Genomic DNA, 12404 nt, shown 5'->3' with positions numbered 1-12404 from the left:
TGGCGGGGCGGTGACGGCGGGCTGAAAACAGCGCAGAAACCCGAGAAGAGTCAGCCAGAAGCAGGCTCCCGAACGGAGGAGGATGCATCTGGCTGACTCTTCCACTCGGATGTGCGGGGGCAGCCGGGTGAGCGGGGGCAGCCGGGTGAGCTGGGAAGCGGGCAGCTCAGACGGCGGCGGGCGCCTTGGCCTCGGTCGCAGCGAGCTTGGCGGCCACCGGTCGACGCGAACCGGTGCGGCCGTAGGTGAAGTAGAGCGGCAGGCCCACGAAGAGCAGTCCTCCGACGAGGTTGCCGACGACTGTTGGAATCTCGTTCCAGATGAGGTAGTCCAGGAGCGTGAAGTCTGCGCCGAGGAGCAGGCCAGACGGGAACAGGAACATGTTCACGATGGAGTGCTCGAAGCCCATGAAGAAGAACAGCATGATGGGCATCCACATGGCGATGATCTTGCCGGAGACGCTCTTGGAGATCATGGCGAGTGCAACTCCGGTCGCGACCATGGCGTTGCAGAGCACCGCGCGGACGAACAGCGTGAGCATCCCGGAGGCACCGTGCTCGGCGTAGCCGACCGTTCGGCCTTCGCCGATGTGGCCGATGGCCTCGCCCACCTCGTTCGGGGGTGTCGCGAAGCCGTTCGTGACGACGATGGCCATGAGGACGGCGATGGTGAAGGCGCCGATGAAGTTGCCGACGAACACGAGCCCCCAGTTGCGGAGCACGCCGCGGAGGGTGACGCCTGGCCGCTTGTCGAGCCAGGCGAGCGGGCCGAGCACGAAGACGCCCGTGAGGAGGTCGTAGCCGAGCAGGTACAGCATGATGAAGCCGACGGGGAAGAGCAGGGCGCCGAGGAGCGGGACGCCGGTCGTCACGCTGACGGTGACGGCGAAGGCCGCGGCGATGGTGAGGAAGGCACCTCCCATGGTGGAGCGGATGATGGTGTCGCGGGTCGAGAGGAAGATCTTGCTCTCGCCGGCATCGATCATGGTGGTGACGAGGTCGTTCGGCTTGACGTAGGACACAGGTTCCCTTTCGCTCTGGCGGTGCTCTGTGGCCGTGATCGGCCCGGTGTCCACACGCTATTCGCGTGCAGTTTCGGCCCCGTGGCTCGTGCGGTGCGTTCTGGTTTCCATTCCCTCTCGCCTCCGTCCGAGCCCTGTGAGAAGCGCCGTCAGACGAGTGCTGCCGGAGTGACGACGGCGTCGAAGCGCTCGAGGATGATCTCCGCGATGCGGTCGTCCACGCCGAGGGGCGCCGCCACGATGTCGGCTCCCGCCTCCGACACGCGGTCGTGGAAGAACCCCGGGGTGAGCAGGTAGCTGGCGATGCTGACGCTCGCGCCGGGTCGCTGGCGCCTGGCGATGTCGACGGCGGCGGGCACGCGGGGGTCGAGGGCCGCGCCGTAGCCGAGGACCGCATCCGCGCCGCCGATGCCGTTGAACTGCTCGCGCAGCTCGTGGAAGCGGGGCACGGCGGCGGCGGCCGTGGAACCCGCGACGGCGATCACGACTCCGTCTTCGGCACTGCCGCCAGCTTCGAGGAGACGGTCCCAGAGCAGCTGCGAGAGGCGCGCGTCGGGGCCGAGCGGGGCGGCCACGGAGGTGCCGGGGCGTGCGGCGACGGCTTCGGCGATGTCGACCTGCGTGTGGAATCCGACCGTGAGCAGCACGGGCACGACCACGACGTCGGCGTCCTCCGGGAGCCCCGCGAGCACCTCGACGAGGCTCGGCTGCTGGACGTCGACGAACGCTTCGACGACCTGCACGTCGGGCCGCAGCTGCTGGGCGCGCCGCAGCAGCTCACGGATGACGGCCTGCCCGTCGGTGTTGTCCGTCCCGTGGGATGCACCCACGAGGATCGTGGGACGCGGGCCCTGCTCGTTCATCTCGTGCTCACTCTCTTGGGCTGGGTTCAGCTCGTGCGGATGCGCAGTCGGTAGCCGCGCTTCACGACGGTCTGCACGATCGCTCGGTCGCCGAAGGATTCGCGGAGGCGTGCGACGGCGACGTCGGCCGCATGGGTGGTCGTCGGACTGCCCGGCAGCCTGGCGAGGATCTGCTCCCTCGTGACGACACCGCCCGGGTTGCCGGCGAGGAGGCGCAGGACGCGCAGGGCACCCGGCGAGAGCTCTATGACGTCGTCGCCGATGACGGCACAGCTGGAGCGGAGGAAGAGGCGTCCTGCTTCGGTCTCGATGCCTTCGGCCGCGCGCTGCGCGTAGTGCTCTATGAGCTCGCGGATGAGCGCGCCGAGCCGTCCGCGCTTCGGGACGACGGGTTCGATGCCGACCGAGCGGAGCGGGGCGGCGGTGATGGGGCCGACGGCGACGGTCACGAGTGACCCCTCGCGACAGCGCTGACGGAGCCGGTCGAGCGCGCCTCCGCTCTTCTCGGCGTCGTCCGCGTCAGCGTCGCTGGAGAACGACTCGAGCCAGGCGGAGACGCCCGGCGCCGACGTGAACACGATCGCGTCGACCTCGCCGTCCGCCGCCTTGAAAGCCCACCGCGAGAGCAGCGCCGGGTCGGCGGGTGGCCCCCACCGGTACACGATGAGGCTCTCGACGTCGGCCCCCGCGGCGAGGAACTCCTCGTCGAGTCCGTCGGCTCCCGAGCCGTGGTGCTGCAGGGCGATGCGCGCGCCCTCGACGCCTTCTGCGAGCAGGAACTGGGCGAGTTCGGCGGAGGTCTCCGACTCGGCCACCCAGTCGGCGTTGAGCCCGGCCGCTTGGATCGCCCCGCGCGCCTTCGGCCCCCTGGCGACGATGCGCGCGTGGGAGAGCACCGCGACGAGGTCCTCAGCGAGCCCGTGCGCATCCGCTGCGTCGATCCACCCTCGGAAGCCGACGCCGGTGGTGGCGACGACGATGTCCGGAGGGTTCGCGATGACGCGCTTCGTCGCGTCGAGCAGGTCGGCGTCGTCTTCGACGGCGGTCATGGTGAGCGAGGGCGAGTGGCGGATGATCGCCCCGCGTCGTTCGAGGGCGGTCGCGAGCTCACCGGAGCGGCGGTCGCTCGTCACGACGACGACGACGCCTGCCAGGTGCTGTTCCTGGGGAGCGCGGGTGCGCGCACCGCTCGCTGGTGGGAGGCTCATGCTGACAGTGCGTCCTGTTCCTGGAGCGAACGAGTGGCCTGCAGGAGGCCGAATTGGGCGACTTCGCCGATGACGATGATGGCGGGGTTGGCGACGCCGACGCTGCGCGCTGTGGCGTTGATCGTGCGGAGGGTGCCGCGCGTGACGCGCTGGCATGGTGTGTGTCCGTTCTCGACGATGGCGACGGGCATGTCGTCTCGCACTTCGGCGTCGACGAGCTCGTCGCAGATGCGGCCGAGGGCGGAGACTCCCATGAGCACCACGAGGGTGCACGTGTCGCCCTTCACCGAGCGGAGGAGTTCGGCTCCGAGTCGCTGGTGGCCGGTCACGACCTGGAATGAGTTGGCGACACCGCGGTGCGTGACCGGGATGCCTGCAGCGGCCGGGACGGAGATGGCGCTGCTGATGCCGGGGACGACCTCGACGTCGATGCCCGCTTCGTTGCAGGCGAGCACCTCCTCGCCACCCCGCCCGTAGACGAAGGGGTCTCCGCCTTTGAGGCGCACGACGACGAGCCCCTGCTTGGCCCTCTCGACGAGGATGCGGTTGATCTCGTCCTGCGGCACGGGGTGGTGCCCAGGCTGCTTGCCCACGTCGATGATCTCGACGTCGGCGGGCAGCTCGGCGAGCACCGAACGCGGCCCGAGGCGGTCGGTGACGACGACGTCGGCCTCCGCGAGGGCGCGTCGTCCGCGAAGCGTCATGAGGTCGGCGTCGCCAGGTCCCCCGCCGACGAGCACGACCCGACCTGCGCCTGCACGGTGGCGGCGCAGGTCGATGTCTCCGGCGCGCAGGTTCTCGGCGAGCTGGTCGCAGATGAGGCGGCTGCGGCGCGGGTCGGCGCCCTGCTTCGAGACGACGCCGATCTCGACGGCCCCTGCGTCGGAGGTGGCGGGGGTCTTGGCGCTGCCGGCGGATGCGTCGCTCGCGTTCACGCACCAGACGCGTCGCTCGTTGGCCCATTCGGCGACGAGCAGGTCGGTGGTCCTGTCGCCGGTGGCGGTGTGCACGAACCAGGCACCGTCGAGGTGGTCTGCGCGGACGGGTTCGGCGAGCCAGGTGACGAGCCCGTCGGCGACGAGCCCGCCGAGCGTGCCGCCGAGTTCGGGGGCGACGATGGTGACGGATGCGCCGGCCGTGACGAACTTCTGGGCGCGTCTCGCGGAGACGGCGCCCGCGCCGACGATGACGACGTCGCGGCCGGTGAAGTCGAGTGCCATGAGCGTGCTCATCGTGTGCCTCCGAGGTCGACGAGCACGGTGCCGTGCTCGATGCGCACGGGGTAGGTGAGGAGGGTGCGCTCCTCTTTGCCGACGCTGTCGAGGCATACGCCCGTGGCGAGGTCGAAGACCTGCTTGAACATGGGCGAGGCGACGGTGAGCCGTCCGCCGCGAGTGCCGACGAGGCCACGGCTCATGACCTGCGAGCCGGAGTACGGATCGGATTGCTGCACGGCGAACACCGACTCGTCGCCGAGGCGGAAGAGCGCGATCTGCGTTCCGTCGAGGATGGCGGCGACCCCACGTTCCGGGTGGAGGGCGCTCAGCGGGCACACGGCGACCCACTGCGCCTGCGCGGTCGCGGCGTCGGCCGCCTGCGTGTCGATGGCGATGCTCATCGTCGGACCTCCAAGGTCGTTCCTGCGATGACCGTGCCGGCGCTGCGGTCGGTGTCGTTTGCCGGGCGGAGCTGCCCGCGCTCTCGCACGTAGCCGAGCGAGGGGTCCGGCGTGGTGGGGGCGTTCACGAAGGAGACGAATCGCTCCATGACCTCGGGGTCGTTGAGCGCTTCCTGCCATTCGTCCTTGTAGTTGTCGACGTGGTTCGCGACCATGGCGTCGAGGTCCGCCGCGATGCCGAGACTGTCCTCGAGGACAACGGCGCGGAGGGTGTCGATGCCGCCGTCGAGGTCCTCGATCCAGCGAGCCGTGCGCTGCATCCGGTCGGCGGTGCGGATGTAGTAGCCGATGAAGCGGTCGATGGCGGTGATGAGCTGCTCGTCGTCGAGGTCCTCGACGAGGAGCTCCGCGTGGCGTGGCGTGAAGCCGCCGTTGCCGCCGACGTAGAGGTTCCAGCCCTTCTCCGTGGCGATGACGCCCACGTCCTTCGCGCGCGCCTCGGCGCATTCGCGTGCGCATCCCGAGACGCCGAACTTCAGCTTGTGCGGGGAGCGGAGGCCGCGGAAGCGCAGCTCGAGGAAGATGGCCATGGCCACCGAGTCCTGCACGCCGTACCGGCACCAGGTGGAGCCGACGCACGACTTCACGTTGCGCAGCGCCTTGCCGTACGCCTGCCCTGACTCGAACCCGGCGTCGATGAGCTTCTTCCAGATCTCGGGCAGCTGCTCGATGCGGGCGCCGAAGAGGTCGATGCGCTGGCCGCCGGTGATCTTCGTGTAGAGGCCGTACTCCTTGGCGACGGCGCCGATCGCGATGAGCCCGTCCGGGGTGACCTCGCCGCCGGGGATGCGTGGGACGACCGAATAGGTGCCGTCCTTCTGCATGTTCGCCATGACGTGGTCGTTGGTGTCCTGCAGGGCTGCCTGCTCGCCCTTGAGGATGTGCCCGTTGCCGAGGGACGCGAGGATCGAGGCGACGACCGGGCGGCAGATGTCGCAGCCGCGGCCCCCGTTGCCGTGCCGCTCGATGATGCCCGTGAAGGTGTGGAGGCCAGTGACGCGGACGGCGTCGAAGAGCCCGGCGCGGGACATCGCGAAGTGCTCGCAGAGCGCGTTGCTGACCTCGACGCCGGTCTTCGCGAGCTCCGTGGAGAAGATCTTCTTCACGAGCGGCACGCAGGAGCCGCACGCGGTGCCCGCGTTGGTGCAGGCCTTGACGCCCGCGAGGTCGGTGCAGGCGTGGTCGGTGACGGCACCGCGCACCGAGCCGACAGAGACGTTATTGCAGGAGCAGACGGTGGCGTCGTCCGGCAGGTCGCCGCCGACCTCCGGCATGCCGTCGGCCGGCAGCAGGTACGCGGCCGGGTCGGTGCCGAGCTCGCGCCCGACCATCGGGCGCAGGGAGGTGTAGGCGGAGGCGTCGCCGACGAGCATGCCGCCGAGCAGCACCTTCCCGTCGTCGGACATGACGAGCTTCTTGTAGACGCCGCCGACCGGGTCGGCGTAGGTGACCTCGAGCGCGCCGGGCGACTCGGCGAAGGCGTCGCCGAAGCTCGCCACGTCGACGCCCGTGAGCTTGAGCTTCGTCGAGAGGTCGACTCCGGGGAAGGTCGCTTCTCCCCCGGTGAGGCGGTTCGCGACGACCTCGGCCATGGAGTATCCGGGGGCGACGAGCCCGAAGCACTCACCGTCGATGGACGCGACCTCGCCGATCGCGAAGATGTTGGCGGCGGATGCTCGGCAGGCGTCGTCGACCTCGATGCCACCGCGAGCGCCGAGCGCGAGCCCGGCGTCGCGGGCGAGCTCGTCGCGGGGCCTGATGCCGACGGCGAAGACGACGAGGTCGGCGAGTTCGGGTTCGCCGTTCGGGAAGTCGAGGCCCGCCGCGCGGCCTTCGGAGTCGAGGACGACGGCGCTGGCTCGTGAACCGGTGCGCACATCCACGCCGAGGTGCTCGATGAGGAGACGGAGGGCTTCGCCGCCGCCCGCGTCGAGCTGGGCGGACATGAGGTGGCCGGACGATTGGACGACGGTGCACTCGGCGCCGAGGGCGACCATGGCGCCGGCGGCTTCGAGGCCGAGGAGTCCCCCGCCGACGACCGCGCCGCGGACGGTGCGGCCGAGTCGCTGTGACAACTCCGCAACCTCTGCCTTGAGCCCGACCACGTCGTGGATGGTGCGGTACACGTGCACGCCTGGCGCATCCACTCCCGCGATCGGGGGCTTCGCAGCGGCGGACCCGGTGGCGATGACGAGCTCGTCGTAGTGCTCGGTCGCGCCGAGGGAGGTGACGAGGGTGCGGGTCTCCGGGTGGATGCTCGTCACGGTCTCGGAGGCGCGGAGCGTCACGTTGGGGTGCGACCACATGAGCGGCCTGCCCAGCTCGAGCGCGGCCGGGTCGACGCCCGAGAAGGTGCTCGTGAGCTGCACCCGGTCGTAGGGGCGCCACGGCTCGTCGCCGATGACGGTGATCGCCCAGACCCCATCGGAGTCCTGCGATCGCAGCGACTCGACGAAGCGGTGCGCGACCATGCCGGCGCCGATCACCACGACGTGGCGAGAGCGGGGCGAGGGGGTGGGCATGTCGTGAGCGTAGGTCTGGGATGTTTCGTCACCGTGCGGCGATTGTTTCGGGGTCATCACAGCTCGTCTCGGTGTGCTCGAGTGGGTGCGCGCATCGTGGCTCCTCCGTGGATGAACGGCGACGGGTGGTCGCTGACATGCTCAGAGCGTAGAAACCGCATGTTTCACGAGGCGCGTGCTGCTGTTTCCCCGAGGCAACTTCCTTGGCACGCGCGCTCGTGGAGGGTGTGAGAAGTGAGAAATGGGAAATCACTCTGGCGGTGTCAGTGGGTTCCCGGGAGGCGAGGGCAGATGATGGATGCGGCGGCGAGCTGCCGCGCCATCCCGTATCCCGCATTCCCCATAGGAGCGCAGATCATGACCTCCCCTCGCAGAGCACTTGTCCTCGTCGACGTCCAGCTGCAGTACTTCTCGGGGCCCCTCGAGATCCACCACCCGCCCCACGCTGATTCGCTTCCTCGCATCACGGCGACGATCGACGCCGCGGAGGCGGCGGGCATTCCGATCGCCGCCATCCAGCACTCGTCCGGAGATCAGGCTCCCGTGTTCAACCCGACGATGACGGAGTTCGCGCTGCACCCCGACGTCGAGGCACGACGGCGGCCCGAATGGAAGGCGATCACGAAGCGCTTCAGCTCGGTCTTCGCCGAGACCGACCTGCTCGCCTGGCTGCGGGCAGCCGACGTCGACACGGTGACGTTCGTCGGCTACATGACCAACAACTGCATCATCGCGTCTGCAGCCGCGGCTGAGGAGCTCGGCATCGACGTGGAGGTGCTCTCCGACGCGACGGGCGCGATCAACCTCGCGAACAGCGCCGGCTTCGCATCGGCCAAGACCGTGCACTCCACCCTGATGGCGCTCCTGCAGTCCAACCTGGCGGCGGTCGCGGCGAGCGGCGACTGGATGGCGGCCGTCGAGGCGGGGCATCCACTCCCGAAGGACGACCTGCCGACCTCGGCCGTGGCCGGTGTCGGGCGTTCGGCCCATCAGGCTGGACAATAGTCAGGTGACGATCAGCACCACTTCTCGGCGGGCCGTGTTCCTCGACATCGACGGAACCCTGACGGACGGACTCGGCAACGTGCCGCCCTCAGCGGCGGCGGCCATCCACGCTGCCCAGTCCCGGGGCCACCTCGTCTTCCTCGCGACCGGTCGGAGCCCGCTCGAGATCGACCCCCGAGTGGAGGAGATCGGCTTCGACGGCATGGTCGCGGGCGCGGGCGCCTACGTGCAGCACGCGGGTACCTGGCTCGTGGACCTGCACCTGGACGAGGCGGACGCCCGCTCGCTCGCTGCCGAGCTGGACGAACTGGGCATCGACTACAGCCTGCAGGGGCGACACGGGATGCACACGACCGAGGGGCACCGTTCGCGCATGCGCCGCCTGCTCACGGGGTTCGGCTACACGGACATCGAGAACTCGGGCCTGCGGCACCACGTCGTCGACTCCGGCCCGATGAAGTTCGACCAGACCGCCAAGGTCGTGTTCAGCAGCGACGACGAGGCCTCCTTCGATCGAGTGCAGGCCCGGCTCGGGAGCGCCTACGCGATCGTCGGCGGCACCATGCCGGGCCTCGGCAACGGTGGGGGCGAGATCTCGATGCGCGGCGTCCACAAGGCGGCGGCGATCGAGGCCCTGCTCCCCGTGCTCGGTCTCGGCATGGAGGACACGATCGCCGTCGGAGACAGCGGCAACGACCTCGAGATGCTCGTCGCGTGCGGCGTCGGCGTCGCGATGGGCAACGGGACGGCCGAGGCCAAGGCTGCCGCCGACCTCGTCACCGGGGCGGTGGACGAGGACGGACTCCACGCGGCGTTCGTGCGTCTCGGCCTCATCGAGGAGCATTCAGGCCAGTGAGCTCACCGGCGGTCGGCGAGACCTCGTCGGACACGGCCTAGAGCCACTTCTTCCATTTGAAGACCGACCAGAGGACGACGCCGAGCGCCACCATCCCGAAGAGCGCGAGCGGGTACCCCCATTCGGCCTCGAGCTCCGGCATGTTCGTGAAGTTCATGCCGTAGACCGTGCCGACGAGGCTCGGGGCGAAGAGGATCGCCGCCCAGCTGGTGATCTTCTTGATCTCCTCGTTCTGGGCGATGCTCTGCTCGGAGAGCTTCTTCGTCTCCTCGCTCTGCGCGAGGCTGGCCTCGGAGAGTTCCCTCATGGCCTCGTTCTGCTGCTGCGTGACCAGCGTGCTGTGCACGGTCAGGGCGTTCTCCAACAGCACGCGGAAGGAGTCGGCGCGCTCCGCGATGCGCAGCGAATGGTCGAGGACGTCTCGGTAGCGGGCGCGGAGCTCCTCGCTGGTGTTGTACTTCTCGGCGCCCCGCAGGAGCGCTTCGAGGATGGTTCGCAGTGGACTCGTCGCTCGCTGGAAGTTGATGACCTCGCCGAGGAGCTCGTAGATGCGGCGCGTGACGCGTTCGTCGCCCGCGAAGAGCTGATCCTCGATCTCGTCGATGTCGTTCTCGAGGCCGGCGGTCACCGGGGCGTAGCCGTCGACGACCTGGTCGAGCACCGAGTAGAGGACGGCCTCGGGGCCGAGGCTCAGGAGGGCGGGACTCTGCTCCATCCGGTGCCGGACGTCGCCCAGCTCAGGTCGTGCCGCGTGCCTGACCGTGACGACGAACTCGGGGCCGACGAACAGGTGGATCTCGCCGAAGTGCACCGTCTCGGTGGCATCGACGTACCAGGCGGGTCGGAGCACCACGAAGAGGGTGCTGCCGTAGCGTTCGATCTTCGGCCGCTGGTGCCCGACCCGTGCGTCCTCGACGGCGAGCGGATGCAGATCGAACTCCTTGGCGACCGCGTCGAGCTCCTCGTTGCTCGGCTGGAAGAGGCCGATCCAGGCCATTCCAGCGTGCTCGCGCAGCTTCTCGAACGTCTCGTCGAGCGTCACCGGGGTGAAGCAGCGACGCCCCTTCACGTAGATCCCATTGTCGATCAAGGCCATGGCTGCCCTCCTAGCGCGTCGGATGTCGATGGGGCTTCCACGGCAGCTGAGCGATCAGCCGCGGACCATGGTGCTGCCCCGCCGACTGACACTACTTCCTCGCACGTTGACAAGCAGCCGTCCCTGGAGACGCGGCAAGGGCGCCCGTCAGAGGGAACGCGCCAGCTGCCACTCCCGGAAGTCCTGCGCGATCTCGGCAGCGTGCGTGTGGTGGAGGTAGTGCTCCCCATTTACGGGAATGACCGTGCCGTCACTGACCTCGGCTGCCTGCCGCTCGTGCAGCCCCATCCAGTCGCCGTTGTTGGCGTTGTCGGCCTCCACGAAGAGGAGGAGCGGCAGCTGCTCCGGGAAGCTCGTGCCGAGCGCGTTCCCGAAGTTGCTGCCGAAGTGGTCCATCTCGTTGAGGTAGGTCGGGCTGAGCGAGTTCCGATTGCTGATGAGCGTGATCTGCTCGCGAGCTTCATCGGTGTAGACGGGCTCGTCGTAGCCGACTCCCCCGATGGCGGTGATGACTCGCATGAGGCCGAGGTTCCTGACCGCTGCGAAGAGGCCCGTCGGGAACTCCTCGTCCATGCCCGGCTGACCGGGGACGCTGGTGTCGATGCCCACGAACGCCATCACCTCGTCGGGGTAGCGCTCGGCGAACTCGAGCCCGTAGATGCCGGCGATGGAGTGGCCCATGAGGATGTAGCGATCGACGCCGAGCTCCTGCAGCGCCGCGTGCACCTCCGCGACGACGTTCTCCGTGGTGCGCTCTCGATCCGTGCCGTCACTGAGCCCATAGCCGAACGGCTCGACGACGATGACGCGGTGATCCCGCGCCAGGTCGTCGACCAGGGGCTGGAAGTCGAGCACCGGGGATGCCGTGCCGGAGCCGGGCAGCAGCACGATCGTGTCGGCGGCGTCGCCCGCGACGAGGACGTTCATCTGGCGACCGTCGACATCCACCTTCTGCCCGTACTGCTCGATCCGGCCACTCTCGATCCCGGACGCCACCGCGTGCACGACCGTCGTCGACACCAGGGCGAGCGCGACCACCGTGCATACCGCCGCAACCCCGAGCAGCACTCTCTTCACGAACTTCTTCACGCACGCCTCTCCTGCGGCGCACCACGCGCCGACCAGATGAGTCTTCCGCTCGGCATTGCCGAGCGCATCGGCCGAAGGCGTGAGTTCTGGCCTTCAGCCGATGGCATCCTCAGGCGTGGACCGAGCGAGCGGCGGCGACGGCGATCGCGGCACAGGCGGCCGCGCTCGGTCACGAAAACGGGCGGGCTGGATGCTCGTGCGCAGGATCAGCGTCGACGGCCGCGGCTGCTCGAGCTCCGCTTCGAGCTTGCACCGTGCTTGGCCTTGCCGGGCTTCTTGGACTTCGCGGTGTGCTTGGCGCGGGCGTCCGCCTGCTGCTGGCGCTTCTTCTTGGCGCTGCGCTTCTTGACGACGATTCCGAGCACGAAGGTGACGATTCGCAGGAACATGGGTGACTCGCTTTCGGGGGTGTGTTAACTGGCGCGGCCTGGCCGCCGATCGGCGGCCAGGCCGGCTGAGGTGATGGGTTACGAGGCAAGGCGCCCGCTTGGAGGCGCGCCAGCTTCGTGTCTCGGACTACTGGACGCGCGCTTCTGCGGGCTCTTCCTGGTTGTCGTCGCTCGGCAGGTGCACGTCGTTGATGGTGACGTTCACCTCGGTGACCTCGAGGCCGACGATCGACTCGACGGCGCGGATGACGTCGGCGCGGACTCCGTCGGCGACATCCTGCAGCGAGACCGGGTACTCGGCCACGATCGTGATGTCGACGGCGACCTGCTTCTCGCCGACCTCGACGCTCACGCCCTGGCTCTGGTCGCTTGCGTTGAGCGCGTTGCGGATGGCGCCGATCGCGCGGGCCGCACCGCCACCGAGGTCGTAGACGCCGCGGGCTTCGCGGGCAGCGATGCCGGCGACACGGGCGACGACACTGTCTACGACGGTCGTCGTGCCGTGGGTGGATGCGAGCTCAGTGCCCGCGTGGCCGGACGTCACGACGCTCTTCGAGGCCGCATCCGTCTTCGGCGTTGCCACGGTGCTGGGGGTGGCGGAAGCGTTGGGGGTGACGTTCGTCATGGGATGCTCTCCTTGGTTTCGAGCCCTGGTGCCGGTGCACCGCTGTGGGGCG

Annotated in this window: 12 protein-coding genes; 2 read left to right on the top strand and 10 right to left on the bottom strand. The window is 69.1% G+C overall.

Annotated features, from left to right (window positions below):
* Nucleotides 1–166 precede the first annotated feature (166 nt).
* The 6 genes from GV007_RS18490 to nirB form a co-directional block, all read right to left on the bottom strand.
* On the bottom strand, nucleotides 167–1021 hold the full coding sequence (locus GV007_RS18490) for a formate/nitrite transporter family protein (protein ID WP_160075244.1): 855 nt from the start codon (nucleotides 1019–1021) through the stop codon (nucleotides 167–169).
* 149 nt (nucleotides 1022–1170) lie between these two features.
* Nucleotides 1171–1884, bottom strand: coding sequence for a sirohydrochlorin chelatase (locus tag GV007_RS18485; protein WP_160075242.1), 714 nt, complete (start codon nucleotides 1882–1884; stop codon nucleotides 1171–1173).
* A gap of 26 nt (nucleotides 1885–1910) precedes the next feature.
* The gene (locus GV007_RS18480; RefSeq protein WP_160075240.1) at nucleotides 1911–3092 is read right to left on the bottom strand and encodes a uroporphyrinogen-III synthase; all 1182 of its coding nucleotides are present in this window, start codon (nucleotides 3090–3092) and stop codon (nucleotides 1911–1913) included.
* Nucleotides 3089–4324, bottom strand: coding sequence for a uroporphyrinogen-III C-methyltransferase (cobA, locus tag GV007_RS18475; RefSeq protein WP_160075238.1), 1236 nt, complete (start codon nucleotides 4322–4324; stop codon nucleotides 3089–3091). Before cobA ends, GV007_RS18480 begins: the two co-directional genes overlap by 4 nt.
* Complete coding sequence (nirD, locus tag GV007_RS18470) at nucleotides 4321–4710, bottom strand: nitrite reductase small subunit NirD (RefSeq protein ID WP_160075236.1); 390 nt, start codon at nucleotides 4708–4710, stop codon at nucleotides 4321–4323. Before nirD ends, cobA begins: the two co-directional genes overlap by 4 nt.
* A complete protein-coding gene (gene nirB, locus GV007_RS18465) occupies nucleotides 4707–7292 on the bottom strand; it encodes a nitrite reductase large subunit NirB (protein ID WP_160075234.1) in 2586 nt (861 codons plus the stop codon). Before nirB ends, nirD begins: the two co-directional genes overlap by 4 nt.
* A gap of 357 nt (nucleotides 7293–7649) precedes the next feature.
* Here nirB and GV007_RS18460 point away from each other — a divergent pair, with 357 nt between their 5' ends.
* Together GV007_RS18460 and GV007_RS18455 are read left to right on the top strand one after the other, a co-directional pair.
* Nucleotides 7650–8297: an isochorismatase family protein gene (locus tag GV007_RS18460; protein WP_160075232.1), complete on the top strand. Its 648-nt coding sequence runs from the start codon at nucleotides 7650–7652 to the stop codon at nucleotides 8295–8297.
* A gap of 4 nt (nucleotides 8298–8301) precedes the next feature.
* A complete protein-coding gene (locus tag GV007_RS18455) occupies nucleotides 8302–9153 on the top strand; it encodes a Cof-type HAD-IIB family hydrolase (protein WP_160075230.1) in 852 nt (283 codons plus the stop codon).
* Nucleotides 9154–9190: 37 nt separating this feature from the next.
* Here GV007_RS18455 and GV007_RS18450 read toward each other — a convergent pair whose 3' ends face one another.
* The 4 genes from GV007_RS18450 to GV007_RS18435 form a co-directional block, all read right to left on the bottom strand.
* Complete coding sequence (locus GV007_RS18450) at nucleotides 9191–10249, bottom strand: magnesium and cobalt transport protein CorA (RefSeq protein ID WP_104331616.1); 1059 nt, start codon at nucleotides 10247–10249, stop codon at nucleotides 9191–9193.
* Between the two features lie 147 nt (nucleotides 10250–10396).
* Nucleotides 10397–11338, bottom strand: a complete 942-nt coding sequence (locus tag GV007_RS18445) for an alpha/beta hydrolase (RefSeq protein WP_160075228.1) — start codon at nucleotides 11336–11338, stop codon at nucleotides 10397–10399.
* A 206-nt stretch (nucleotides 11339–11544) separates the two neighbouring features.
* Nucleotides 11545–11727, bottom strand: a complete 183-nt coding sequence (locus tag GV007_RS18440) for a hypothetical protein (protein WP_160075226.1) — start codon at nucleotides 11725–11727, stop codon at nucleotides 11545–11547.
* Nucleotides 11728–11854: 127 nt separating this feature from the next.
* A complete protein-coding gene (locus tag GV007_RS18435) occupies nucleotides 11855–12352 on the bottom strand; it encodes an Asp23/Gls24 family envelope stress response protein (RefSeq protein WP_160075224.1) in 498 nt (165 codons plus the stop codon).
* Nucleotides 12353–12404: the final 52 nt, after the last annotated feature.

It is taken from the genome of Pseudoclavibacter sp. 8L (genome assembly GCF_902506465.1).
Classification (GTDB): Bacteria; Actinomycetota; Actinomycetes; order Actinomycetales; family Microbacteriaceae; genus Pseudoclavibacter.
This window is presented reverse-complemented; position numbering and strand designations above follow the sequence as displayed.